The organism is Microbacterium sp. K27 (assembly GCF_004794435.1).
Taxonomy (GTDB): domain Bacteria; phylum Actinomycetota; class Actinomycetes; order Actinomycetales; family Microbacteriaceae; genus Microbacterium; species Microbacterium maritypicum_A.
In genome coordinates, this window is the sequence record NZ_SSDK01000026.1 from 13618 (window position 1) to 39123 (window position 25506).

General features: G+C 68.1%; 25 protein-coding genes. 11 read left to right on the plus strand and 14 right to left on the minus strand.

Annotation, left to right across the window (positions count from 1 at the left end):
• Window positions 1-10 precede the first annotated feature (10 nt).
• Entirely contained in the window at window positions 11-1531 is a 1521-nt protein-coding gene (locus DW307_RS01595; RefSeq protein ID WP_136023744.1) for an ABC transporter substrate-binding protein, read from the minus strand.
• 92 nt (window positions 1532-1623) lie between these two features.
• On the minus strand, window positions 1624-2550 hold the full coding sequence (locus DW307_RS01600) for an alpha/beta fold hydrolase (RefSeq protein ID WP_029258473.1): 927 nt from the start codon (window positions 2548-2550) through the stop codon (window positions 1624-1626).
• Between the two features lie 170 nt (window positions 2551-2720).
• On the opposite strand from DW307_RS01600, the gene DW307_RS01605 reads away from it, so the two are divergent.
• Genes DW307_RS01605 through DW307_RS01615 form a run of 3 tightly spaced genes read left to right on the plus strand, consistent with a single transcriptional unit; the run spans window position 2721 to window position 4452 of the window.
• A complete protein-coding gene (locus tag DW307_RS01605) occupies window positions 2721-3197 on the plus strand; it encodes a carboxymuconolactone decarboxylase family protein (protein ID WP_021198503.1) in 477 nt (158 codons plus the stop codon).
• Entirely contained in the window at window positions 3194-3928 is a 735-nt protein-coding gene (locus DW307_RS01610) for a tyrosine-protein phosphatase (protein WP_136023745.1), read from the plus strand. Before DW307_RS01605 ends, DW307_RS01610 begins: the two co-directional genes overlap by 4 nt.
• Window positions 3929-3963: 35 nt before the next feature.
• The gene (locus DW307_RS01615; protein WP_240750439.1) at window positions 3964-4452 is read left to right on the plus strand and encodes an SIP domain-containing protein; all 489 of its coding nucleotides are present in this window, start codon (window positions 3964-3966) and stop codon (window positions 4450-4452) included.
• 76 nt (window positions 4453-4528) lie between these two features.
• Here the strand turns inward: DW307_RS01615 and DW307_RS01620 are convergent, their stop codons facing one another.
• The 4 genes from DW307_RS01620 to DW307_RS01635 form a co-directional block, all read right to left on the minus strand.
• Window positions 4529-4972 carry a Fe-S oxidoreductase gene (locus DW307_RS01620; protein ID WP_136023746.1) on the minus strand — a complete coding sequence of 148 codons (444 nt, stop codon included), beginning with the start codon at window positions 4970-4972 and terminating at the stop codon, window positions 4529-4531.
• The gene (locus tag DW307_RS01625; RefSeq protein ID WP_136023747.1) at window positions 4969-5772 is read right to left on the minus strand and encodes an arginase family protein; all 804 of its coding nucleotides are present in this window, start codon (window positions 5770-5772) and stop codon (window positions 4969-4971) included. Before DW307_RS01625 ends, DW307_RS01620 begins: the two co-directional genes overlap by 4 nt.
• 64 nt (window positions 5773-5836) lie before the next feature.
• Window positions 5837-6580 carry a PspA/IM30 family protein gene (locus tag DW307_RS01630; protein ID WP_017831053.1) on the minus strand — a complete coding sequence of 248 codons (744 nt, stop codon included), beginning with the start codon at window positions 6578-6580 and terminating at the stop codon, window positions 5837-5839.
• Window positions 6581-6638: 58 nt separating this feature from the next.
• Complete coding sequence (locus DW307_RS01635; protein WP_136023748.1) at window positions 6639-8684, minus strand: TPM domain-containing protein; 2046 nt, start codon at window positions 8682-8684, stop codon at window positions 6639-6641.
• A gap of 122 nt (window positions 8685-8806) precedes the next feature.
• On the opposite strand from DW307_RS01635, the gene DW307_RS01640 reads away from it, so the two are divergent.
• From DW307_RS01640 to DW307_RS01660, 5 genes are all read left to right on the plus strand, one after another.
• Window positions 8807-9646, plus strand: coding sequence for a DUF3097 domain-containing protein (locus tag DW307_RS01640; protein WP_136023749.1), 840 nt, complete (start codon window positions 8807-8809; stop codon window positions 9644-9646).
• A gap of 65 nt (window positions 9647-9711) precedes the next feature.
• On the plus strand, window positions 9712-10437 hold the full coding sequence (gene trmB / locus DW307_RS01645; RefSeq protein WP_021198496.1) for a tRNA (guanosine(46)-N7)-methyltransferase TrmB: 726 nt from the start codon (window positions 9712-9714) through the stop codon (window positions 10435-10437).
• Between the two features lie 20 nt (window positions 10438-10457).
• A complete protein-coding gene (locus tag DW307_RS01650) occupies window positions 10458-11324 on the plus strand; it encodes a CPBP family intramembrane glutamic endopeptidase (protein WP_136023784.1) in 867 nt (288 codons plus the stop codon).
• Between the two features lie 52 nt (window positions 11325-11376).
• Window positions 11377-11769, plus strand: a complete 393-nt coding sequence (locus DW307_RS01655; protein ID WP_029266378.1) for a DUF1304 domain-containing protein — start codon at window positions 11377-11379, stop codon at window positions 11767-11769.
• Window positions 11770-11814: 45 nt separating this feature from the next.
• Window positions 11815-12891 (plus strand): DNA polymerase IV, encoded by a 1077-nt coding sequence (locus DW307_RS01660; protein ID WP_029258463.1) that lies wholly within the window; start codon window positions 11815-11817, stop codon window positions 12889-12891.
• Between the two features lie 37 nt (window positions 12892-12928).
• On the opposite strand, the gene DW307_RS01665 is transcribed toward DW307_RS01660, so the two are convergent.
• The 4 genes from DW307_RS01665 to DW307_RS01680 all read right to left on the minus strand — a co-directional run bounded on the left by DW307_RS01665 (window position 12929) and on the right by DW307_RS01680 (window position 15335).
• Window positions 12929-13330: a RidA family protein gene (locus DW307_RS01665; RefSeq protein ID WP_136023750.1), complete on the minus strand. Its 402-nt coding sequence runs from the start codon at window positions 13328-13330 to the stop codon at window positions 12929-12931.
• Between the two features lie 56 nt (window positions 13331-13386).
• The gene (locus DW307_RS01670) at window positions 13387-14364 is read right to left on the minus strand and encodes a zinc-binding dehydrogenase (protein WP_136023751.1); all 978 of its coding nucleotides are present in this window, start codon (window positions 14362-14364) and stop codon (window positions 13387-13389) included.
• 27 nt (window positions 14365-14391) lie between these two features.
• Window positions 14392-14856 (minus strand): MarR family winged helix-turn-helix transcriptional regulator, encoded by a 465-nt coding sequence (locus DW307_RS01675; protein WP_172889147.1) that lies wholly within the window; start codon window positions 14854-14856, stop codon window positions 14392-14394.
• Between the two features lie 92 nt (window positions 14857-14948).
• Entirely contained in the window at window positions 14949-15335 is a 387-nt protein-coding gene (locus DW307_RS01680) for an SHOCT domain-containing protein (RefSeq protein ID WP_021198034.1), read from the minus strand.
• Between the two features lie 186 nt (window positions 15336-15521).
• Here DW307_RS01680 and DW307_RS01685 point away from each other — a divergent pair, with 186 nt between their 5' ends.
• The 3 genes from DW307_RS01685 (at window position 15522) to DW307_RS01695 (ending at window position 20998) form a co-directional block, all read left to right on the plus strand.
• Window positions 15522-17198 (plus strand): SulP family inorganic anion transporter, encoded by a 1677-nt coding sequence (locus DW307_RS01685; protein WP_029258459.1) that lies wholly within the window; start codon window positions 15522-15524, stop codon window positions 17196-17198.
• 117 nt (window positions 17199-17315) lie between these two features.
• Window positions 17316-18296 (plus strand): FUSC family protein, encoded by a 981-nt coding sequence (locus tag DW307_RS01690; RefSeq protein WP_051667958.1) that lies wholly within the window; start codon window positions 17316-17318, stop codon window positions 18294-18296.
• 101 nt (window positions 18297-18397) lie between these two features.
• Complete coding sequence (locus tag DW307_RS01695; protein WP_136023752.1) at window positions 18398-20998, plus strand: LuxR C-terminal-related transcriptional regulator; 2601 nt, start codon at window positions 18398-18400, stop codon at window positions 20996-20998.
• A 58-nt stretch (window positions 20999-21056) separates the two neighbouring features.
• On the opposite strand, the gene DW307_RS01700 is transcribed toward DW307_RS01695, so the two are convergent.
• The 4 genes from DW307_RS01700 to DW307_RS01715 all read right to left on the minus strand — a co-directional run bounded on the left by DW307_RS01700 (window position 21057) and on the right by DW307_RS01715 (window position 25487).
• The gene (locus DW307_RS01700; RefSeq protein WP_029266390.1) at window positions 21057-21773 is read right to left on the minus strand and encodes a GAP family protein; all 717 of its coding nucleotides are present in this window, start codon (window positions 21771-21773) and stop codon (window positions 21057-21059) included.
• 45 nt (window positions 21774-21818) lie between these two features.
• Window positions 21819-22490, minus strand: a complete 672-nt coding sequence (locus DW307_RS01705; RefSeq protein WP_029266392.1) for a GAP family protein — start codon at window positions 22488-22490, stop codon at window positions 21819-21821.
• A complete protein-coding gene (locus tag DW307_RS01710) occupies window positions 22490-24142 on the minus strand; it encodes a SulP family inorganic anion transporter (RefSeq protein ID WP_240750441.1) in 1653 nt (550 codons plus the stop codon). The genes DW307_RS01705 and DW307_RS01710 overlap by 1 nt, the downstream gene beginning before the upstream one ends.
• A gap of 196 nt (window positions 24143-24338) precedes the next feature.
• Window positions 24339-25487: an AI-2E family transporter gene (locus DW307_RS01715; RefSeq protein ID WP_231479868.1), complete on the minus strand. Its 1149-nt coding sequence runs from the start codon at window positions 25485-25487 to the stop codon at window positions 24339-24341.
• Between the last annotated feature and the right edge of the window lie 19 nt (window positions 25488-25506).

The window sequence follows — 25506 nt, forward strand, 5'->3', positions numbered from 1 at the left end:
TGACCGCTCGCTACTTCTCGGCGGAGACGGTGACGCCCGCGAGGTTGATGCGCGAGTTGATCGAGTCCTCGGGGAAGCCGGCCACGATCGGGCTCACCGCCGTGATCGTCGCGCCGTTGTAGAGCCAGTCGGCGGCGTGGTCCTCCGACACGATGCGTGCGGCCTGCGCGAGCAGGTCAGCGGACTTGTCCGGGTCGACCTCGGCAAGTGCCTTCGCATACAGGTCCTGCACCTCGGCGTTGTCGTAGCCGAAGTAGTAGTCCGGGTCGGCGAAGTTGCCGAAGTCCCGCGGCTCGACGTGCAGAACGAAGCTGAGGTCGTAGTCGTGGTTCGTGTAGACGTCCTCCAACCAGGTGGGGAACTCGACGGAGTTGACTTCGAGCGTCACGCCGATCTTCTTGAAGTCCGAGATCAGGACCTTCGGCACCGTCGTGCCGTAGAAGGAGGGGATCGTGAGCGTCAGCTCCAAGTCCTTCTGGCCGGCCTCTGCGAGCAGATCCTTGGCCTTCTCGGGGTCGTAGGAGATCACGTCGGACAGGTCTTCGTAGCCGGGGTCGAGCTCGGGGATCGGCCCGTACAGCGCGGTGCCGGCGCCGACCGCCTCGATGAGAGCTTCGTGGTCGATGGCGAGCCGGAGTGCTTCGCGCACGCGGACGTCGTCGAGCGGGGCCTTCTTGTTGTTGAAGGCGAGAGTGGCCTTGTCGGTGGTGCGCCCGGTCGTGAGGGCGAAGTCTCCCGAGTCCTCGAGCTGCGGCGCGAGGTTCGGATCCACGGCCGTGAGCACGTCCACGTCGCCGGCCAGCGCGGCGTTCACCCCCGCGGTGAAGTCGGGGATGTACTGGAACTCCACCTGAGCGACGCCGGCCGGATCGCCCCAGTAGGCGTCGTTGCGCGCGAAGGTGATGGTGCTGCCCTTGTTCCAGCGCGTCAGGGTGAAGGGACCGGTACCATTCTCGGCCGTCTTCAGATCGGTGGTGTCTCCGGTCTTGAACACCAGACCGGCGGGCCCCGTGAGGGCGAACAGGAAGTTCTGGTTCGGTGCGGACAGCACGATCTCGACCGTCGTCGGGTCCGGTGCAGTGATCGCCGTCACCGAGGCGAAGTCCGCGTTGCCCTGGACGGTCGCATCCGTGCGCACGGTCTCGTACGAGGAGACGACGTCGGCGGACGTGAGCGGCGTGCCGTCGTGGAAGACGACGCCGTCGTTCAGGGTGAACGTGTACGTGAGACCGTCGGACGAGACGGTGTAGTCGGAGGCGAGGCGACCCTCGATCTCATTGTCCTGCGTGCGGGTGACGAGACCCTCGTAGATGTTGTCGATCAGGATCTGCTCGAGCGCGGCACCACTGGTGTGGCGGATGTCGAGATTGGTCGGCTCGAGGACGAGCCCGACGTGGAGGGTGGCGCTCGGGTCGGGTGTTCCCGCTGCGCTGCTGGGCTCGGGCTCGGTGGTGCCGGAGCAGGCGCTCAGGATCACGGCGGTGGCCGCGAGCGCGGATATCAGCGCGAGACGTCGGGTGCGTCGGAACATGGGCGTTTCCTCTCGGTGCGGCAGCTGCTGTGTGCCGTGGAATCGAGCCTAGAGATGTGAGGCGGGGTGCGGGTCGTGTATGGAACGGAGAGTCATATTCCGGCGGCGGGTGCTGCCGAGCCGATGAGACCGGCGAGAGCGGTCGGTGCCGTCTCCTGCACGTTATGGGTCGCATCGAGGACGACCAGCTGCGCCGCAGGCACGCGTCGCTGGAGCTCGGCGGCATCGGCTTCGCTGACGAATCCTCGTGCGGCCCGCACCAGGGTGATCGGCGCGCTGACTGCGGCCAGGTCATCCCAGCCCGTCTCGTGCAGCACCGACGGGGCGGTTGCCGATCCGGGGTCGTGAGCGGCGAGAGCCTGGGCGGCGAGGTGTGCGAAGTGGTGCTTCCACTCCACGCGTCCGTCCTCGCGTACGCGCGTGTTCAGGAAGACACCGCGTTCGGTCTCGGGGCGGGATCCGCCGAAGCCGAGCGCGATCGCCTTGTCGACGAGTTCGTCCCGCGTGGCGAAGTCGGTCGGGCCCGCGTAGAACTCGCGCAGCGCCGCGGGTCCGGCTGTCACGTCGATCCCTGGCGTGATGTCGACGATGATGAGCTCGGCTACCAGATCGGGTCGTGCGGCTGCGAGCGCGGCACCGGTGAGTCCTCCGAGCGACTGGCCGACCACGACCTGGGGCTGCGTGGCCCAGGCGTCGAGCGCGGCGGCCACGTCGCGGGCGAGCGTTCGCGGCGTGTAGTCGATGTCGTCACGCCAGGAGGAGTCGCCGTGCCCGGCGAGATCGATCGCGAGCAGCGGCTGCTGCAGCGCAAGCGATGTGGTGTCCCAGGTGTGCGCGTTCAGGCCCGCTCCGTGCAGCAGTGTCACGCGCGGCTCGTCGGTTCCGAAACGAAGGGCGCTCAGGGTGCGTCCGTCCGGCAGCGGAAGGGTGAGACGCTCCACCGCCGGGAACGGCACGCCGAGTGCTTCGGCTTGTGCGGGAAGATAGCTGAACTCGCTGATGTCGATCGCCACCTCCACATTCTGCGCCCTCGCGCAGACGCGCAGGAAATGCAGGACCATTACGACAAGCAATTGCGGCGCTCGGTTGCTCATTATGTCTCTATGTTTCGCTCTTCTGTTGTCAATATGCATTTCCTGCAGACGCGTCAGTCGGAGCGTGGGCGATGCTCGCCGAATATCATGGAGTCATGAGCGAGACGCGTGTGCACCTGTCCAAGACCGAGCCGACGGCGTACCAGGCGCTTGACGCGTTCTCGAAGACCGTGGGGCAGATCTGCGCGGCCAACGGCATCGACGACCGCCTCAAGGAGCTCGTCATGATCCACTGCTCGCAGCTCAACGGGTGCGCGTACTGCGCGCGGATCCATGTCGACCGAGCGGTGGCGGCGGGGGTCGACACCGACACTCTCACGCAGATCCCCACGTGGCGCGAGAGCGGTGTGTTCAGCGAGCGGGAACGCGCCGCCCTCGAGCTCGCCGAAGCGTTCACGTTCATCGCCGAGGACGGGATCTCCGACGAGGTCTACGACCAGGTGGGAAGTGTGTTCACCGAGAAGGAGTACGCGGCGCTCAGCTGGGCCTGCGTGTCGATCAACGCCTTCAACCGCATCGTGATCGCGGGACGCTACCCCGTTCCTGCTCGCGATCCGAAGGGTCAGGCATGACGATCCTCGAGGTCGAGGGTGTCTCGAACATCCGGGATGTCGGGGGTATGCCGGCGAACGGTGGTCGTATCCGTTCCGGGGTGCTGCTGCGATCGGGACAGCTCTCGGCTGCGACCGCATCCGGCGCCGCCGCGCTGCGGGCACAGGTTCGGCACATCGTCGATCTGCGCGACGGCGAAGAGGTCGCTGCGGAACCCACGGAGATCGAGGGGCCGGACACCACGCACCTTCCCTTGTTCCTGGGTTCGGTGCGATCCTTCTTCGAGGCCGACACGAGTCTCGAAGACCTGTATCTGCATCTGCTCGAGGAGAGCGGCGAACGACTCGTCGACGCCATCCGCATCATCGCCGCGGGAGAGTGCACGCTGGTGCACTGCACCGTCGGCAAAGATCGGACCGGCGTCACCGTCGCCCTCGCTCTCGCCGCCGTCGGAGCCGATCGCGAGGCCGTGATCGCCGACTATGCGCTCACCGAGTCGCAGCTTCCTGCTCAGCGCACGCGGTGGATCGCCGAGTACCTGCGGACCCAGCACCCGGAGGCCGTGCACGCGGTGGCGCTCGCGACCCAGTCCCCGGCGCCCGTGATGCGTCGTCTGCTGCGGCAGGTCGACGAACGGTGGGGGTCTGCTGCCGCATACCTGCGCGCGCAGGGGATGACCGAGGCCGAACTGGCCGCCTTGGTGGCGGCGCTCGTCGAACCGGCTTCCTCCACCGAAAGCTCCCGGCGATGACCGAGCTGATGCAAGGTTAGGCAAGCCTTCACTTGGTGTACGATGAAGACACCATGGACACCTCGCTCGAGACTCGCGGCACGCGCGCCGAACGTCGCGCGGCACGTCAGCGTTCCCATCACCTGGTGACGGCAGACGAGCACTCGCTCACTGAGCTCGAGGTGTTCCTGACCACGCTGCCGTTGTGCGCGTCGGGTCGTATCTTCATCGAGGTGCCCGAGGTCGCCGACATCGGCGTGATCGATGCTCCTGGTCGAATGACGGTCACGTGGCTCGCTCGTGAGCAGCGGTCCGGTGCTCCCGGAAGCGGTCGGGCGTGCGCACCCGGTCAGGCTCTGGCAAGAGCGACCTGCGCGTGGGCCGACGAGATGATGTGCGACGACGAGATCGAGACCCACGTCACTCTGCTCGGCAGCTACCTCGGCACGGCCGACATCATCGACCACCTGACGAGTGCGCTGGAGATCTCCCCGTCGCTCATCCACGCTCCCGAGCGCTTCGGCCTGCTGCCCGCCGACCGCTGATCCACACGCGCAGGCGGCTCACGGCATGTTGACGTGCCGTCCAGTGGCCCACCCCCATGCGAAGGCCGTCAGCCCGTCACCGCGTGCGGCGCACGTAGTTGCCGTCTTCGAGTCCCGCCTCGATCTCGAAGCGATTGCGTAGGGGGTTCCTCCCCGCAAAGAGGTACAGCACCGGCATCAGGAAGCCGTAGCGGAGCCACTGCTTCCTGTGCACGGCCTCGTGGCGGAGAACCGCCTCGCTGGGGCGGGTGCCTCCCGTCAGGAAGCAGCCGCCGACGCACACCCCGCCGCGATTGAAGGTCCATGAGGGCATGCCCTGGAAGATCCACAAGCCTTCGCGCCGCTCGACGGGGCCGGTGCTCCACAGCGAGCCCCAGATCCACCCGATGGCCGTGCCCCAGGCGTAGCCGAGGCGGCTGATCGGAGAGCGCAGCAGGAAAGAGGGAATCCGTCGGTCGAGGCGTCTTCCGCGAGCGAGAGCCTGTTCTGCGGCCGGCCGCCAGTCCGTGGCGGCGGTCACGCCACCGCTCCGACCAGCCGGAGCAGCGCACCGAGGTCGTCGACCGCGTCGGCCGGAGACCGGGGAGTGAACCCGGCGATCGTCGCGCCTGCCAGCGGCACTTCGCTGCGCAGCGCGCGGATGGCGGTGCTCAGCGCCGCGGGTGAGAGCCCGAACGGCACCGAGGACGACACGCCCGCGAACTCCGAGGGATCGAGCACATCCACGTCGATGTGGACCCACACCCGCGTCGCCCCGGTCGCGCGGACCGCGTCGAGCAGCGCTTCGGGGCGTGCGAGGTCGTCGACCGAGAGGTTGCTCAAAGGGGCGATCTGCTCGACCTCGGCATCGTCGAGATTGCGCATCCCGACGGTCACCACACGGTGCGCGGGGATCGCGGGGGAGAGCACGAGTTGATCCTCACCCTCACCGAGCAGCGCCCGCAGCGCCATGCCCGAGAATGCACCGGACGGTGAGGTCTCGGGCGTGTGCATGTCGGCGTGCGCGTCGCACCACACCACGGCGAGCCCTTCCGTCCCTCCCGGGAGGGCATCGAGAGCGGCGACGGTCACGCTGCAGTCGCCGCCGATCACCACGGTGTCGTGGTCGATGTGCCCGTGCACCATCTCACGGGTGCGTAGCAGGGCGCTCAGGCGGCGGACCCCGGTTCCCAACGACTCACCGGCCTCGACCGGCACATCGAGCACGGTCGTCGCCGTCCGCGGCAGATCACCCGCGATCGCTGCGGCGCCGTCGGTGAGAAGCATCGCGCGCGGTGCGGGTGAACCCTGCCACTGCGGGATGACGAGGAATCGCACCATGGGTGCCTCCGAAGAAGAGAGGGCGGATGCCCCGGCGCGCTGCCCGGGGCATCCGCCGGTCGTGTCAGTTGCCTTCGATGGCCTGGCGGGGAGCGCTGCCGCCGGCCTTGAGCTCGGCGAGACGTGCCTCGACCTCGGTCAGTTCGCCGAGGTCTTCCAGGCTCTCGAACTGGGCATCGAGGCTCGACGCTGCGAGCTCGATCTTGCCCTGCGCGATGGCCTCCTGGCGGCGGACCTTGTCCTCGAACCGGCCCAGCTCGCTGGTGGGGTCGAGCACGTTGATCGAGCCGACAGCGTCCTGCACCTTGGTCTGCGCCTCGGCGACCTTGGCGCGCGCGAGGAGTTCGCTGCGCTTGTTCTTGAGCTCGACCAGCTTGTCCTTCATGCCGTTCAAGCCGCTCTTGAGCTTGTCGACGATCTCGGTCTGCGCCGCGATCTGGGGCTCAGCACCGGTCGCCTCGCGCTCGGCGCTGATCTGGCGCTGCAGGGCGATCTTGGCGAGGTTGTCGAACTTGTCCGCGTCGGCGGTGTTGCCGCTCGCGCGCATCTCATCGGCCTTGCGGCTGGCGGCGAGGGCTTTGTTGCCCCACTCGGTCGACGCCTGGACGTCTTCCTCGTGGTCGCGCTCGAGCAGGCGAAGGTTGCCGATCGTCTCCGCGATCGCCGACTCGGCGTCGGCGATGCTGTTCGTGTAATCGCGAACGAGCTGGTCGATCATCTTCTGCGGGTCCTCCGCAGAGTCCAGCAGGGAGTTGATGTTCGCGCGGACGAGGGTCGAGATACGTCCGAAGATGGACTGCTTGGTCATGCGTGATTCCTTTCAGAGGGCGTCTTCGAGAGCTTGTCGTATGTGTCTGTGTAGCGGATCAGAAGCGTCTACCTCCTGATCGGCCACTGCGGCCGCTGCTGCGGGAGCCGCCGCCTCCGCCGAATCCGGAGCTGCGGAATCCTCCTCCGGAGGAGCGCCAGCCGCTGCTGCTTCCCCGCCGCGAGGATCCGCCGCTTCCGCCGCCGGCGAGCAGCCCGCCGATGATGCCGCCGAGGATGTCCCCGCCGATCCCCGAGCCGCTGGACGACGACCCGGATCCGCCGAACAGGCCTCCGAAGCCGCCCTGGTCGTAACCGGGAGGGGCGTACGCCTGCACATCGGATTGCGCAGCCGACGTCGCCTGGCCTGCCAGGGCGAGCGCACGATTGGCCTCCGCCAGTGCGGCGTCGGGGTCGGTCGCCCGCAGGTTGAGCGCCTGCGTCAGGCTCGCCTCCGCGTTCGCGAGGCGGGTGCGGGCGGTGGAGCCCACGGTTCCTCGGCGCGTCTCGATGAAGTCACGAGCCGCGCGGATCTCGGAGTTCGCCTGAGTGAGGGTCTGATCGAGCATCTGCTGCACACGACGCGCGCGTTCGACGCCCTCCCTGCCCTGAGCGATCGCGGCATCGATCTGCGCGTTGGCGGCGGTGAGCGCCTCGAGAACGCGCTGCGGATTACGCGTGGAGCCGGCGAGGTCGGTCTGTGCCACCTGGAGCTGCTGTGCGGTCGCGGAGGCCGCGCCGGCGATCGCTCCCGAAGGATCGGGCAGCTGCTGCGCCGCCGCGAGGTCTCCCTGCAGCTCCGTGACGAGCGCCTGGGACTGCGCCTCGATCGTCGAGAGCTCGGTGCCCAGCGTCGTCACAGCCTGGGCGAGCTGTGCCGCCTGCGCCACCGACTGCTCTGCGGTGCGGATCGCGAACGCCGCCTCGCCCGAACTGCCGGCCGCGATCGCCTGCGCCGCCGCCTCGATCGATCGATCCGCGAGGTCGGCTCGCTCGCGGGCCTGTGCGGGGTTGTCCGCGACCATCGCGAGCGCCGCCGGAGCGTAGGTGGACGTGAGTGCGGAGAGGGCTGGAGCGGCCGCGGCGAGGACCGGGTCGAGCGCCGCGCGCTCACGACGGACCCGCTCGAGCTCCTGCGGGGCGTTCTGCTCCAGTTTGCGGAGCTCGTCGAATGCGGCGGTGTTGTCATCCAGGATGTCGTCGATCTCGTCCGCGATCTGGATGATGCGAATATGCCACGCCCTGCGGTCGTGGATCGTGTCCTCGATCTCGTCGTCGAGCTTCTGCTTCAGGTCGAAGGCCTCGGAGATCTTGGCCTTCGCCGCATCGACGACGCGCGTGAACTCCTCGGTCGCGCCCTCGCCGAACTGGGCGATGGCGAAGCCGAGTTCCTCCCGGCTCGAGGTGATCGCATCGTCCGCCTGCACGAGCGCGAGTCCGGCCTGTGTCTCGACCTGCTGATCGGTCAGAGCGGAGAAGGGATCGGCGGGATCGGGGGTCTCGGGCATGGCGCCGCGCTCACGGATCTCGGCGCGGCGGCGCGCGCGGCGCACGAGAGCGACGACGAGCCACACCAGCAGCGCGACCACGACGATCGCGACCACGATCAGGCCGATCCGGAGCGCGCCGACGCCCCCGTCTCCCTGGATCTCATCGGCGGCGAGGGTGATCGCTCCGACCCAGTCGCCGTCGGACGCGAAGGGAACCATCTTGTCCTCGATGCTGTCGAGCTGTCCGAAGCTCACGGGGCCGTCGGGGGCGGCGGAGATGTAGTAGCTCCGGCCGTCGACGGCGATCGCGAGAAGATACTGCTCGGTGCCGAGATTGTTGTCCTGTGCGACCGTATCCGCCCACTGCACGTTGTCGCTGGGATTGGTGAAGTCGTCGACGAGGACGACGAAGAGGTCGGCGTTCGAGTTGTCGGTGAGCTCCTGGAGCCGGGCTTCGACGGTGGCCTCTTCGTCGGCGCTCAGCACACCCGCCTGATCGGTGACGTACCCGGCATCGAGGGTGAGCGGATCGGTGGCCGATGCCGCGGAGGCGGTGAACGCTCCGGCGACCGCGGCGAGCGTGAGTGCGGCAAGCGCGAGCCACCGTTTCGTCATCGTGTTCCCTCCGACCGGCAGCCGAGCCCCATGCCACGAGTCTATGCATTGGATCCGACACGCGACAGCACTCGATGGTGCTTCTCCGTTCGCCCTCAGCGCAGACACATACGCTGGGAGGCATGGACGACATGTACGGTTCGGATGTGCTGGCCGCCGGCTGGCGCGACCGCGGCGCGAAGCAGGTGCCGCAGGTCGCGGCGGAGACGGATCTCGTGGTGGAGGTCGCCGACGACGGTTTCTGCGGTGCCGTGACCCGCGTGCAGGGTGGGAACGTCGAGCTGGAGGACCGGGGCGGACGTCGACGCCTGTTCCCCCTCGGCGGAGGATTCCTGATCGACGGCGCACCGGTCCGTCTGGTCGTCCCCGCGGCGAAGCCCCAGGGCCCGCGTCGGACGGCGTCCGGGTCCTTCGTGGTCGCCGATCAGCGCGCCCGCGTCGCGCTGCCCAGCCGCATCCTCGTCGAGGGCAAGCACGATGCCGAGCTCGTCGAGAAGGTGTGGGGTGCAGATCTGCGGGTCGAAGGCGTGGTCGTCGAGTTCCTGCAGGGACTGGATCTGCTCGACGATCTGCTGGCAGCCGAACCACCCAGCGCGACGCGACGCTACGGAGTTCTCGTCGACCATCTCGTCCCGGGCTCCAAGGAGTCGCGGATCGCGGATGCGGTCGCCCGTGGCCCGCACGGTCGCCATCTCCGCATCGTCGGTCACCCCTTCGTCGATGTCTGGCAGTGCGTCACGCCGCGAGCCCTCGGCATCGCGAAGTGGCCGGAGATCCCGCGCGGCATCGAGTGGAAGGTCGGTATCTGCCGTGCCTTCGGGTGGCCGCACGAGACGCAGGCCGACACCGCGCGCGCCTGGCAGCACATCCTCTCGAAGGTGACGACCTATCGGGATCTGGAACCCGCCCTGCTGGGCCGTGTGGAGGAACTCATCGACTTCGTGACGGCGCCGACGCACTGAGCGCGGCTCTCGCGGGAGGTATCCGAGGCGCCGGACGCCGCGACGCCGACGGCTACCCTGGATTCATGCCCGAACCCCGTACCTTCCGAGACGAACCGGTGTCGTTCGTGCGCCGCAGCGGTCGGATGTCCGACGCCCAGGAGCGCGCGTTCTCCGAGCTCGGCCCGCACTACCTGCTCGACGTGCCGCGAGACGTCGCCTGGACGTCCGTGCACCCCGAGGCCCGTCTCGACCCCGCGACCGAGTACGGACGCTCGGCCGACCTCTACGTGGAGATCGGCTCCGGGCAGGGGCATGCGATCGTGGCCGCGGCGTCGTCGCGCCCGGACGACGACTTCCTCGCCGTCGAGGTGTTCCGCGCTGGACTCGCGCGGACGATGCTCGACGCCGATCGCGAGGGTGCCCGCAACCTGCGCGTGGTCGAGGCGAACGCGCCGGAGGTGCTCTCCTCATTCCTCCCCGAGGCTGCGGCACGGGAGGTGTGGATCTTCTTCCCCGACCCGTGGCACAAGAAGAAGCACACCAAACGGCGTCTGGTGCGCCCCGGTTTCGGCGACACCGCGGCGAGAGCATTGCGTGACGGCGGACTGCTGCGACTCGCGACGGACTGGGAGGACTACGCGCTGCAGATGCGCGAGGTGCTCGATGCCGAGCCGCTGTTCGAGCGTGCATTCGACGGGGAGTGGGCTGACCGCTTCGACGGCCGGGTGATGACCGCATTCGAGCGCAAGGGCATCGCCAAGGGACGGGACATCCGCGACCTCGTGTATCGGCGCAGGACGCGCGCGTGACCGACGTGCGGCGTGACACGATGCAGCGGCTGGGCTTCGTGCCGGCGCTGCTCGTGTGCGCCGCGGCTCCGGCATTCTTCGTGCTGGAGATCCCCTGGATCGGCTGGACGCTGCTCGCGGCGGGCATCGCTGTGGCGGGTCTGATCGAGCGCGGCCGCCGCGCCGAGGACGAGGTCGTGCGCGTGGGGTCTCGGTTGGAGACCGCGAGGATGATCGGAGTGCACAGGCCGCCGTCTCTCACGAGGGATCTCTCCCTGATCGCGATCGGTCTTCTGATCGTGAGCATCATCCCGTTGGCTGCGGAGCTCGACAACCTCGCGATGTTGCGCTTCACTCTTGCACTCGGCGGGGCGGTCGCCGTGCCGTACGTCATCTCGCGGTTCGTCTACCGCGACCGCGCGATCAGCTTCCCGTGGCGAACACGTAGACGCTGGGGTCGGCTGCAATGGGGCTGGCTGGTGGCCGTGCTGGTGCTCGGCTGGCTCATCCTGCCCTTCTACTTCATCACCAGCGGGGTCTACCAGAACTGGCCGGTGGTCGACACCCCCGACCTCATCGCGAGGCTCTTCGTCGGCGTCGGCGCCGTCGGTATCTGGGACGAGCTGTTCTTCATCTGCACGGTGTTCGCGCTGCTGCGACGCCACTTCCCGGACCTGGTCGCGAACCTGCTCCAAGCGATCGTCTTCGTCTCGTTCCTCTGGGAGCTCGGCTACCGGGAGTGGGGACCGCTGCTGACCATCCCGTTCGCCCTGCTGCAGGGGTACATCTTCCTCCGCACGCATTCGCTCGCCTATGTCGTCACGGTGCATCTGCTGTTCGACGCCGTGGTGTTCGCCGTGCTGGTGCACGCACACAATCCGGGACTGCTGCCGATCTTCCTCGTGTAGCCCCGGTCGCGGTCAGCTTGCTCCCGACCCTTCGGAACGGGAGAATCAGCCCATGCTCATCGTCGGTCTCGTCCTCGCCGCAGCCGCCGCTGCGTTCCACGTCTTCATCTTCGCGCTCGAGTCGCTCAGGTGGACCGATCCCGAGACGCGGAAGATCTTCGGCGTCGCCAGCGAGGCCGATGCGGTCACCATGAAGCAGTTGGCCTTCAACCAGGGGTTCTACAACCTCTTCCTCGCGCTGACGACCCTGCTCGGCATCGGTCTCGTGATCGTGGGAGCAGAGACGGTGGGGCTCACACTCGTCTTCGCCGGTACCGCGATGATGCTCGCCGCCGCGCTGGTGCTCGTGCTGTCCGACCGCACCAAGGTGCGCGCGGCCACGATGCAGGGTGCTCTGCCGCTCCTCGCGGTGGCCGCCACGGCGATCGGCGTCGCGATCAGCTGATGCTCGAGGGGTGACATCCGCGCCGTCAGCGACCACACTCGTTGCATGGCCGACTGGGTGCTGCACGTGGACATGGATCAGTTCATCGCCGCGGTCGAGGTGTTGCGGAGGCCTGAGCTCGCCGGCCTCCCGGTGATCGTCGGTGGTCGGGGAGACCCCACCGAGCGCGCCGTCGTGTCGACCGCCTCGTATGAGGCGCGCGCCTTCGGCATCGGTTCGGGCATGCCTCTGAAGATCGCCGCGCGCAAGGCACCCGATGACGCGGTCTTCCTCCCCGTCGACCACGAGGCCTATGCTCTGGCCTCCGGTGAGGTGATGGCCGCGCTCCGGGCGCTGCCGGATGTGGTGCTCGAGATCGTGGGGTGGGACGAGTGCTTTCTCGGCGTGACCACGGACGATCCGGAGACGATGGCGAGGTCCGCGCAGGCCGCGGTGCTCGATGCGACCGAGCTGCACTGCTCGGTGGGGATCGGCGACAACAAGGTGCGGGCGAAGATCGCGACCGGATTCGGCAAGCCCCGCGGCATATTCCGCCTCACAGCGGACAACTGGTTCGAGATCATGGGAGACAGGCCGACGCGCGAGCTGTGGGGTGTCGGGCCGAAGGTGCAGAGGAGACTGGCCGCTCACGGCATCCTGACCGTGCGCGAGCTGGCCGATGCGGACGAGCAGGCTCTGGTTGCGGAGTTCGGACCGCGGATGGGCGTCTGGTATCACGGCTTGGGATCCGGAATCGGTCCGCGTACCGTCGACGACACGCCGTGGGTCGCTCGCAGCCACAGTCGCGAGATGACCTACCAGCAGAACCTGACGACACCGGATCAGGTCGAGACGGCGATCAGAGAACTCGCCGCCCAGGCCTTCCAGGACTGCGCCGTCGAAGGGCGAGCCGTCGTGCGTGTGCACCTCAAGGTGCGGTACGCCCCGTTCGAGACCAGGACGATCGGTCGCAGGCTTCCGGGGCCGACCACGGATCGCGAGGAATTCGTCGCGGCCGCGGCAGCACTCGGCGCGACGCTCGATCCCGAGCGTGAGGTTCGCCTGCTGGGCGTGCGCGCGGAGATGACCATGCCGGACGGCGCCGACGATGCGGAGCGCACTCCGGTGCGTGGCAGGATCTGACCTCCGTCCCGCACGCCCCCACAAGCGCGGGGTTCGATCAGTCCCGGACGAGGGCGGCGACGGCGCTCACCTCGATCAGCGCACCGGGCACCCCGAGCCCTGCCACCAGCGCAGCCGTGACGAGGGGCGGGGCGCCTTCCCTGGCGAGCCTCGAGGCGACCGCTCCATAGGCTGCGCGCAGATCCGCGTCCTGATGGATCAGCACGGTCCAGCTGATCACGTCGTCGAGTCCGGCACCGACCGACTCGAGAGCGATCCTGGCGTTCTCCACCGCGCGCAGCGACTGCTCGCCGGCATCGGAGGAGACGACGGCCCCCGTGGTGTCGACGCCGTTCTGGCCGCCGATGTAGATCGTCGTCGCTCCAGGCGGAACGACCGCCACGTGGCTGAATGCCGGACTCGCGACGAGCCCTTCAGGCTGAGTGAGTGTGATGTTCATGCGCACACTCTGCCTTGGGGTACCGACATCGGAAAGCTCCTCGGAGGCGCACGCGCTCAGAAGCGGAGGAGCACCTTGCCGACGCGCCCTGCGGTATCGCTCGCCTGCACGGCCGCGCTGATGTCGGCAGCGTCGAAGATGCCGGCGACGGGAAGGGTGAGGCTGCCGTCGGCGAGACGCTGGAAGAGCTCGCCGAACAGAGCGGTTCGCGTGTCCGCGTCCAGGCGGGGGATCACCTTGCTGCCCCAGAAACCCTTCACCGTGGCCTGCTTGAAGATCACATCGGAGGATGCGATCTCCATGATGGGCGAGTCCATCGCGCCGAAGGCGACCAGGGTTGCTCCCTCGGCGAGCAACGAGAGCACCTGGCCCGCAGAAGCGCCGCCGACCGAGTCGACACCGGCGACGACGGGGGCACCGCCGGTGAGGGCTTCCACCTGTGCCTTCCAATCGGCCTGATCGGTGGCGACGATCCGGTCGATGCCCTGCTCATGGAGTTCCGTGATGCCCGCCGTTCGACGCACGAGGCCGACGATGTTCACACCACGTGCGGAGGCGAGCTGCGCGAGCATGCGCCCCACGGCGCCGTTCGCAGCGTTCTGGACGATCCAGTCGCCCTCCTTCACCGCGAGGAAATCGAGCAGGGTGATCGCGCTGAACGGCATCGACACGAGCTGGGCGGCCGTCTCGTCGGGAAGCCCGTCCGGGATGGGGATGAGCCCCGCGGCGTTCGTCACGATGTACTCGGCCCATGCGCCGAAGGTCCCTCCAGTGGCGACGCGCTGGCCGACGGCGAGGTTCTCGACACCGGCGCCGAGCGCATCCACCACGCCCAACGCCTCTGTGCCCGACGCCGCAGGGAGTTCGGGAGTGAAGCCGTAAGTGCCGCGTACCGTCCAGAGATCGTGATTGTGGATGGGGGAGAGGACCACTCGCAGGCGGACCTGTCCCTCGCCGGGCTCCGGAACGGGCCGGTCCTCGACGCGGAGGACTTCCTCCGGAGCTCCGAAGGTGGGGTGGATGAGTGCGCGCATGGCGGCTCCGTTCTGTCGGGGGTGAGGTCAGCGGGCGTCGCCCGGGCGGGCGCTGCCGAGGTCGATGGTCGCCTGCTGGAGGCGATCGGTGATGTCGTGCAACTCGGCGATGAGTGCTCTGCGGTGTGCGTCGTCGTGGAGTCCCGCGATCGCGGTGATCCTGGAATGGATCGGCGCGACCTCGGAGCGAAGGTCGCGCCCCTTTTCAGTGAGCGTCACGGTCACGACGCGCTCATCCTCGCGACTGCGCGATCGCGCCACGAGTCCTGCCTGCTCGAGTCGCCGGACGAGCGGGGAGAGCGTGCCGGAATCCAGGCGCATCACCTCGCCGAGCGAGCCGATCGTCTGTTCACCGTCGAGCCAGAGCGCGGCGAGCACCAGGTATTGCGGGTACGTCAGTCCCCACGGCGCGAGCAGTGCCCGATATGCCTGCGTGGTGGCGCGAGCCGCGGAGTAGAGGGAGAAGCACACCATCTCATCGGTCACCGGCATGGATAAATCATTGCATGCGATTCGATTGTGCACAACTTGAATGACGGAGAACAGGGCGTGCCCGCAGTGCGCGGACACGCCCCGTGTCGGTCCTAACGGAGGACCTTGGCCTTGATCGTGTTGTACTCCTCGGCCGTGATGGTCCCGGAGTCCAGCAATGCCTTCGCCTTCGCGATCTCCTCACTCGGGCTCGTGCCGGCGACCTGCTGGATATAGGCATCTGCCGCGCTGCGGGCGCTCGCTGCCTCCGCATTGCTCCGCTCTGCCATGCCCGATCCCCGTGCGATCAGGTACACGAGCACCGTGAGGAACGGAACGAAGATCAGGAAGATGATCCACACCGCCTTCCACCAGCCGTTGAGCTTCCGGTCACGGAACAGGTCGGCGACGATGGCGAACAGGGCGAACAGGTAGGAGATGAAGACGAACGCCAGCAGGAACCACCAGATGATGTCCCAGAACGATCCCCAAAAACTCATGACTACTCCTTCAAAAGACGTTCCGCGCGAAGTCGGCGGCTCGTCGGACGTTACCGGTGCGCAGGGCCGGCGGCACTGTCCGCGGCGGGAGTTCACCAGGGTGAGCCGCGCGTGGGACTCTCTTCCCCGTGTTCCTCGCGGCATCCGCCGCAGTACGCTTCTGACGACCCGACGACGGAGAGGCCGATGACCGTGACGAGACGACCCCCGTGGCTGTTCAGCACCGTCGTGGGCTACCGACGCTCCTGGATCCTTCGCGACGTGATCGCGGGGCTCTCGGCCGGTGCCGTCGTGATTCCGCAGGCGATGGCCTATGCGACGATCGCGAACCTGCCCGTGCAGGTGGGCCTCTACACCTGCATCCTGCCGATGCTCGTGTACGCGTTCCTCGGGGGGAGCAGGGCGATGAGCGTCTCGACGACGTCGACCATCGCCACGCTGACGGCGACGACCCTGGTCACGGCGGGCGTGGCGGCCGGGGCTGAGGACGCGATGGGTTCGTTGATGATGCTGACCCTGCTGGTCGGCGCGATCCTGCTGATCGCCCGGCTCTGCCGGCTCGGCTCGCTCGTGGAGAACATCAGTGGCGCCACGGTCCTCGGCCTGAAGATCGGTGTCGGTGCGACGGTCGCGGTCGGACAGCTGCCGAAGCTGCTGGGAGAGAGCGACGACTTCTCCGGTCATGGATTCCTCGCATCGCTCGGCGCGGTGGCGCAGGCCTTCGGAAGTGCGAACGGGCCCACGATCGCCCTCTCCGCGGGCTCCATCGCGGTGATCCTCGTGCTCAAGCGCTTCGCTCCGAAGGTTCCGGGCACGCTGGTCGTCGTGGTCGGAGGGATCCTCCTGGTCGGGCTGGCCGGAATCGATCGGCTCGGCGTCGACCTGATCGCTCCGGTGCCCAGCGGCCTGCCCGTTCCAGGAATCCCGGACTTCGGACAGACGGTGGTGCTGTTTCCGGGCGCGCTCGCGATCGCCGTGATGGCCTTCCTCGAGTCCGCAGCCGTCGCCCGAAGCCTCCGCGTCGCCACCGAGCCTCAGATCGACAGCGACCAGGAGCTGTTCGCGACAGGCGCGGCGAACACGGTCGGGGCATTCTTCGGAACGATGCCGGCGGCCGGAGGGTTCTCGCAGAGCGCGGTCAATCAGAGCGCGGGGGCGCGCTCGCAGGTGGCGACCCTCGTCACGGTGGTCCTCGCCGTCCTCGTCGCCCTCTTCCTCGGCCCGGTGCTCAGTCTGCTGCCGGAGGCGACGTTGGCCGCGATGGTGTTTGTCGCCGTGGCGGGGCTCATCAACATCCCGGAACTCGTGCGCTGGGCACGCATCAGTCGCGTCGACTTCTGGATCGCGTCGTCCGTCGCCGTGCTCGGTCTCACCGCGGGGCTGCTCCCCGCCGTGGCCGTCGGCGTCGTCGTGACGCTGATCCTGGTGCTGCGCGAGGTCAACATCCCGAAGGCGACGATCGTGGGTGGTGACGGAGGGGTGCTGGGCATCCGCCTGGACCGCGGTCTCTACACTGCGAACGCCCTGGCGAACGAGCGGATGCTCCTCGAGACCGTGGCGGCCCAGGGGGCTCCGGTCCGCGCGCTCGTGCTCGGGCTGACGCAGCAGGAAGTGATGACGATCACCGTGCTCGACGCGCTCGAAGACCTCGACCGCGAGCTCTCGCAGCTCGGGGTCGTGCTGCACCTGGCTGCGGTGCCGGCATCAGCCAAGGTCGTGGCGGAGCGCACACCGTGGTTCGCAGGCCTCGAATCGGCGGGGCGCGTCCACGGGACGTTGCGAGACGGCATCACCGCAGCCGAATCGGCGATCGATGCGGGGATGCCCAGCCTTCACCAGGGTGAAGTGGACGACGCGCCCTGACGCACCGACGACCTCCTCCCTAGGCTGGCTCCACAAGTGGGAGCGGCGGGCAGCCCCACGAGAGGGGGCGGTCGTGTCGAGCGACGAGCGGGCGGTTGCGGGGCCGAGGTGGACAGGATGGACGACCGCGCAGGGCTGAGTTGGCGGTGGTCTCGGTTCGGCCTCGGCATGCTCTTCGCCGTGCCCGCCATCGTGGTCGCCCCGTTCGATCTGTCGCTGGCGGTCGCCTTCGGGATCGGGGTCGTGCCCGCGGCGGCTTTCGGCATGCCGCCGCGACGGCGCAGTCGAGCGATCATCCCGGTCGTCGGGGCGCTCAGCGCCATGGCGCTGCTGCTCGGGTCCGTGCTGGCGGCTTCGCCCGTCATCGCCGTCGTCGGGGTGTTCGTGCTCGCGGTCCTGGCGAGCGTCAACGCGACGCGCGGACGCGGGGGTCAGCTCCTGCTGGTCCTGGCGCTGCCGATGACCGGTATCGGGCTGAGCTTCACCTGGTCGCCGGTCACCCTCGGTTTCGCGGCGTGCATCGTGGCCGGTTCGATCTATGCGTGGATCCTCATGCTGCTCTGGCCGGAACGCGACGAAGAGCCCCATCCGCCGCCGCCGGTGCCGCGCGGTCGCGCCATGCTGGTCTACGGAATCCTTCTCGGCGCGGGTGCGGCGACGGCGGCGGCGCTCGGCTTCCTGTGGGACCTCGAGCACGTCGGTTGGGCGACCGGTGCGGTGCTCCTGGTGATGAGACCCGTGCGGGGGCAGCTCATCGCGCGCAGCATCGGGCGTGCGGGCTCCGTTCTGATCGGCGCTCTGGCGGCGGCGGTCGTGGCGGTGCTCGACCCCGCTGACGTCGTCATGGGGATCGTGGTGGGACTCGTCATCGGGTCGACGTGCGCGATTCAGGAGAGCCGTTGGTACGTCGTGCCCGGATTCACCACGTTCCTCGCTCTCACGCTCATCATGTCGACGTCCCCGGAGCCCCCGGCGGAGCGGTTCGTCGAGCGCGCCGTGGAAACGCTGCTCGGGGTCGGACTCGCTCTCTTCTTCGGAGCCGTGGTGCCCTCGATCGTCTCGCTGCTCGCGAGGGTTCGGCGTCGTTCCTCCGCGTGATTCCACGCTAGACGAAAGTTCCTTGAGCCCGTGTTCTCTGGGGTGGGATACTTCGAGTGGGAGAGGGTCGAGTATCGTCTAACATGTTACGGGGGGTTCCGATGGCATCAGATGGACAGGATCCGCAATCGTCGCGGGCTTTCGTCGTTTCGGCTACCGCGGGGGATATCGCGCGGCCGCGACTGCTGGCGCGACTCACCGCCGCGATGGATGAGCCCTGGACGTTGACCGTGCTCTCCGCGCCCGCCGGTTCCGGCAAGACGCGGCTGCTCGTCCACTGGGCTCACGCATTGGACGCCCATGGTGACACCGCGGTGGTGTGGTGGGCTCTGCAGCGTGGCGACATGGATCTCGAACCGTTGCGGAGCGCACTGGCAGACGTCGATGACGAACGGCTCCGCGAGAGCCTGGCGCGGGTCGCCGGCAGCTGGTCGGTGGAGACCGCACGCGCGCTGGCGCGCTCCCTCCGCGGCGCGGGGCGGCGCATCGTCGTCATCATCGACGACGTCCACCTCGTCGAGGACGATCGGCTCGCCGAGATGCTGACTTCTTTCGTGAACGCCGTTCCCGGCAACGGGCACGTCGTCCTCTCCGGACGGGGAACCCGCAGGATTCCGCTCGCCCGCCGACGCATCGCCGGGATCGCCCTCGAACTCGATGCGAAAGATCTCGCCTTCACGCCGGCGGAGGTGCGGTTGTTCTTCCGTGCGCGGGACGTGAGCCTCTCACAGGGGGAGATCACGTCCGTGCTGCGCAGGACCGAAGGATGGGCGACCGGGCTGCGTCTCCTCGAACTCGCCGCGCTCCACGATTCGTTCGCGACCGTGCTCCCGCTGCGCGGCGATTCTCCCACGGTGACCGACTACTTCGCCGAGGAGGTCTTCGCCGACCTCGACCACGAGCTCAGCGACTTCCTCGTGCTCACCTCGGTACCCGATTCGTTCACTCCCCGACTGGCCTCGCGGCTCATCGGTGGAGCGCCGGCCGCGGGTCTGATCGAGCAACTCATCCGCCTCAACGTTCTCATCAGTCGCAACCGCGACGAGCCGGGGTGGTATCACTATCACCCCCTGCTGCGGGAGTTCCTCTACGCCCGGTTGAAGGAGCGCGGAGATGCGGCGGTCGAGGCCCTCGAGAAGGTGACGGCGGAGTGGTTCGCCGCAGAGCAGGAGCACAGGCTCGCGCTCACTCACGCGACGCGCAGTCACGACGCGCAGTCGATGTCCCTGATCCTGCGACAGTGCGGGATGCAGCTCGTTCTCATGGGGCATGCCTGCGAGGTGATCTCCGCGACAGCGGGGCTTCCGCATTCCGTGCTGGCCGAACCTTCCGTGCAGCTGTTGATCGCATCGGCGCGACTCGCGCGAGGAGACGCTTCCACGGCAGCTGCCCTGCTGGACTCCTCGCCGCCATGGCCGGGGGATGAGGGGTCTGCGGCCGTTCGTCAGTGGCGGAAGGGGCTGGAACTGCATATCGCCGTCCGGCGCGGAAGCCTCACCGAAACTCTCGACCGGCTGGAGCTCGCGCTCGATGAGGTGACCGGGGAGTCGCAACTGGACACCTATGTGTTCGTGCAGGCCGCCATGGCGGAGCTCTATGTCGGAGACCTCGACCGGGCAGGTCGATTCGCGCGGTTGGCGTGTGACCGCGCAATCGCCTCCGGCGCTGCAGCGGCGGAGTTGCAGGCGGCAGCCATCCTGAACACCGCTGAGTTCTTCCGCGGTCGCATGGGCGAGGTGCTCCGCTCGGGTGCGCGCCTCGATCAGCGCTGGGCCGAGCTCGGCACACCGGACGACTCGTTCTACGAGGTCACCAGAGTGTGGCGCTATTGGGTTCCCTTCGAGCGGATGCTCGTCGGCGACGTCGACGAGACGCTGAAGGTCGCCGCCGGCATCATCGAATCGGGCGCCGAACCCTCGATCGCACGGGGTCTCCGCGGAATGATCACGCTTCTGGGAGTCGACTCCGCGATCGACGCGCATGCCGCGGCCACCGCTCTGCTCGACAACCTGGCGCCGCGCGCCGACATGCCGCTTCCGGTGCACTGGTACGCGATGATGAGCGCATCCGCCGTGCGGGCGTTCGATCGACTCGGGGAGCGCTCGCTCCGTGACCGCTTCATCGTCGAGATCGAGCGGGCGATCGGCTCGACCGGCGACGTCTTCCTGCTCAGGGCGATCGCGGCACTGCACGACCAGGACTTCGCGCGTGCCCGTCAGGCGCTCGCTCCCGTCCTGGAGGGAAGCTCGCAGTGTCTTCTGCCGGCATCGATGGTCGACGCGTGGCTGGTCGCGGCATGCCTCGACGTGCAGTCCGGGCACCCGGACCAGGCGCAGGTGTCTCTCGCCTTCGCGCTCGCGCTGGCGGAGCCGGAGGAGCTGGTCCGGCGTTTCGCCGACGCGGGGCCGGTGGTGGCGCGTCTGCTCGCCGCACGCGCCACCCCGGGTTCCCGTGGACGTTTCGCCGACTGCGTCCGCGAGCGCCTCGCCGCTGCGGGCATGCTGATCGACGAAGAACTCACGCGACGCGAGCGCATCGTGCTCTCCGCGTTGAGCCGCAATGCGACGCTGCGAGAGATCGCCCAGCAGGAGTTCATCTCGCCGAACACCGTGAAGACCCACGTCCGGAACATCTATCGGAAGCTCGGCGTCTCCGACCGCGAGGGAGTGACGGCGGCCGCGCTCGCTCTCGGTATCGACTGAGCGTGCAAGGTATCGACTGAGCGCGTGAGGCCGCGATCGCGTCGAACCGGTGCGTCGGTCAGAGCAAGGCGGAGATCCCCTTCTCGAGCTGAAGGGCACCGATGACCAGGAGCAGCGCGGCGTTCAGGACGTGCGTGTTCCCGGCTATCCACGTCCGCACGCGATCGAGGAGCGGCTGGGCGTCGGCACCGCGGACCACCACGTACAGCACGGGCAGCGCGATGGGGAGCGTCCCGATGATGACGAAGACGACAGCGACCCACAGACCGGTGCTCCGGTCGACGTCCGACAACGAGATGTCGAGCGCGGCGAGGATAGCGCACGAGGCATCGACCGGATTGAGCACGAAGAGCCCGAGTCCGAGAAGCAGAGTCCGCCCGGGCCGAAAGGACTCCACGGAATGCAGCCAGCCCGGGAGCTGGGGTGATGCGGCGACGACTTCGCGCGGTGATGACGCCGCGGCCATCTGTGCGATGTGTGCGCGACCCTTTCGGTACACCCAGACGGCGGACCCGATCAGGAACAAGCCGAGGAGGACGCGCACGATCGGGACCCACAGCGGAGGCTCACCGAGCTCGTGCACCGCGAGCAGGGGGAACAGCCAGAGGCACAGGGTCATGAGCCCGCCCAGACCGAGGAACCACCCGATCAGGTACGTGATGCCGTTCATCCGCGCATCGCGCGAGAGGAGAACGGCGACGAGCGCCATGATCGCGAGGGGGCTCAGGACCACACCGAGAGCGACCGGGACGAGCGCGAGTATCAGTTCTCCCACGTGCGTGTCCCTTCTGCGGGCCGGGTGCCCCGGCCGATCCCGGTTCTAGAAACTGCCGATTCCCTTGCCGATCATCGACACGCCGATCACCAGGAGCAGGACGGCCATGATGACGGCGTTCTCCGCCGCCAGCCACCCGCGCAGGGCGTCCAAGGGCGCACGGAGACGCTCGGCTGCGACGAGGTAGCCGACGACCGGGATCAGCACCGTCGATGAGGCGATGAGCGTGTAGATGACGACGACCACGACGGCGGACCCGACCGGAAGGGCCGCGCCCCCGATGTCGGTGCCCGCGCCGGCGGCCATGATCAGGTTCTTGGGGTTCACGGCGGACAGGAGGAATCCGAGGCCGAACGCCACGGGGAAGGTGACCGTGTCGATGGCCTTCATCCACTTCGGCAGCGCCGCGTCCTCGCCGGGCTTGGGGCGCTTGCGCCATTGTCCGAAGGCGAGGAGGAAGAGCAGCAGCCCCAGGACGAGCTGCACCACACCACGGACCGGCCGTGAGGCATCGGGGTCGTCCGCCGGCAGGATCGACGACAGGAGAGTGAACACGGTGACGGCGACGACGATCCCGATCACCCACCCGAGGAGGAAGCCGACACTGGTGATGCGCGCCTTGGGCGAGAGCAGCATGAGGATCGCCGCGATGATCGGGATCGGGCTGATCGCGACCCCGAGCGCGAGGGGGAGGATCTCTCCGATGACGGTTCCCATCAGTGACCTTTCTCTGGAGTCGACCCCGTCGTCGACGGAGCCAGATTCGTGATCGCTTCGCGGTTGGTGGCGTAGACGTCTTCCGCCTCGAGGAGTCCGAGCTCGGTCAGGCGGTGCAGTGTGTTCGGCCGCACTCGACTGAAGGCGAGGGAGACCGACTGGCCGGCGAGCCAGTGCTTGAGGGCGACGAACGATTCCGCGCCGGTCACGTCCACATCGGTGACGGCTTCCATATCGACGACGAGGTGTTGGACACGGCCGTGGCCAGCAGACGAGATGGCGTCTTTCACGGCGCTCGAGAACACGGCACCGTTGGCGAAGAACAGCGGAGCGGCCAGCCGGATGACGATCACTCCCGGTGCCGTGACGTTTCCGGCCGGAGCGTCCTCGAGCAGCGACTCGCCGGGGTCTCCGCTGGATTCGAGCACGTCGATCGCGGGATTCGACGCGCGTTTGGCGATGTTGATGAGCGCGAGCACGAACGCCACCAGGATGCCCGGGATCGAGCCGATCAGAAGCGTGACGAGGAAGCAGGTCGCGCCGATGAGGAACTCGAACCGGTCCTTGCGCCACAGGTCGATGAAGTCGCGGATGCCGAGCAGCGGGATGATCGCGACTCCGACGATCGCGCCGATGGCCGGCGACGGGATATCGGCCAGGAGTGCCGTGCCGAACAGGAGCAGCAGCAGGGTGCCCGCGGCGAGGATCAACGCGGGGAACTGCGTACGCGAACCCGCTTGATCCATCGCCGCAGTGCGGGAGGTCGACGAGCCGACGGCGAAGCTGCCCTGCGCGCCGGCGACGATGTTCGACGCACCGAATGCGAGGAGATCCCGGTTCGCGTGGAACGGGTAGCCGTGTTTCTCAGAGTATGACCGCGACACCAGCAGGCCCTCGGCCGTCGTGACCAGAGTCAAGGCGATCGCGGAGGGAACCATCATGAGCCAGAGCGACCAGTCGATCATCGGCCACGTGAGCACGGGCGGTCCTGCCGGAACCTCGCCGAGGACGTCGACGCCTTGCTGATCGAGTCCGGTCACGACGACGACGAGCGTGGTCGCCACCAGGACGATCAGTGCCCAAGGGACGGCGCGGAGAAATCTGCGTCCCAGCAGCAGCACGGCGACCGCGCACACGGAGATCAGGACGGCCCAGCCGTTGACCGTGGTGAACCCTCCGACGAGGTCGACCAGTTTCCCGATGAAGTCCTTGCCGGAGTCGATCTTGACGCCGAGCATCTTCGCCACCTGGCTGAGCATGATGTCGAGCGCCAGCCCGCCGACGAAACCCACGAGGATCGGTTTGGAGAGGAAGTTCGCGAGGAAGCCCAGTTTGAAGATCGCGAGGAGCACGAACATGACGCCGCAGATGATCGCCTGGGCCAGCGCGAGAGTGGCGTAGTCGGCGCTGCCGGCGGCGGCGAGGCCGCCGATCGAGGACGCGACGAGCGCGGCGGCTGCCGCGTCCGGTGACGCGACCAGCTGTCGGGAGGAGACGATCAGCGCATACACGATCGTGGGAACGATCAGGGCGTAGAGGCCGGCGGTGGGCGGAAGGCCGGCGATCTGGGCGTAACCGATGTTCAACGGGATCGCGATGGCGAGCAGGGTGACCCCGGCTGTGAGCTCCGTGACGAAGTTGCGCCTGGTCAATCCCGCGAGTGGACGTTGCACATCGCCTCCATCCGCCGGCGCCCCCGTCGAGCGCTCCCGCGTCCACGATCCCACCGGGAGCGTTCTCGGGACCACGTCTCGACGGCAACCTCACCCCTGGTGATTTACGGGGAGAGTGCGGGCTCAGCGAGGTCGTGCGGGCGCAGCGTGGCGGGAAGAGGCAGGTGCGGAGCCGTCAGCGGCGACGAGGCGCGTGACGTCGGCGACGTCGTCGCGCAGTCTCGACCGGCTCCGGCTCCGGCTCCGGCGCCGCGGGAACCGCGATGCGGTCTCCGGAGAGCCAGCGCAGCCAGGTCGCGTCGGGATCGCCCTCGAAGACGAGCGTCCGTGCCAGCAGGGTGAGCGGGATCGACAGGATCGCCCCGAGGGGACCGATGATGAAGGTCCAGAAGATCACTGAGAAGAAGCTGAGCGTCAGACTGAGATCGACGGCATCGCTGACGAACTTCGGCTGGACGAGCACCTGGAGGACCACGTTGACGATGCAGTAGACCGCGACCACTCCGAGCAGCAGCGGCCAGCCGCCGACGACGAACGCCAGGATCGCCGGAGGGACGAGGCCGAGGACGAAGCCGATGTTCGGGATGAAGTTCGTCACGAACGCCAGGATCGCCCAGACGACCGGAGCCGGAACGCCCATCCACCACAGTGCGAGACCGTCGATGATCGCGACGATCGCGCCGAAGCTCGCGTTGACGATGTAGTAACGGCGGACGCCGGTGTTGAGACGCGAGATCCGCGCGATCACCGCGCCCTTGGTCGCGCCGAAGATTGCGGGCGCCTGGCGGTAGCGAGCGGCATCCACCGCCATGAAGATGATGTAGGCGCACACGAAGAACAGGGCCGTCGCGACGCTGACCACGGTTCCCCCGATGCTCCGTGCGAGCCCGAGCAGCGTGGTGGGGTCGAGGACCGACGCTGCGGCGTCCGAGGCCTCCTCGTCCAGGCCGAGGGACTGCAGCCACGCCACGAGGTCGTCGACGGTCGTGGCCAGACCGCCTTCCGACACCAGGTCGCCGATCAGACGGGCGAACTGCGTACCTGCGAGCCAGAGCAGTGCTCCCATGATCAGGAGAATCAGATACGCGACTGCGATGACCGCGGTCGTGCTCGCCCACTGCGGCCAACCGCGTCGATCGAGAGGGCGACGGAGGGGCTCGCAGATGACCACGATCACGATCGCCAGCGCGATGGGCCCGAAGAGGTCACGGGCGAAGTAGACGCCGGCCAGAGCCACCGCGCTGGCCGCGAGCATGAGCAGCACCCGCAGACTGGGGGAGAGCATCCGGTCGGGGGCGCGCTCCGGCGCAGGCGAGGTGGTCACGCGGACAGCGTAGTCGACG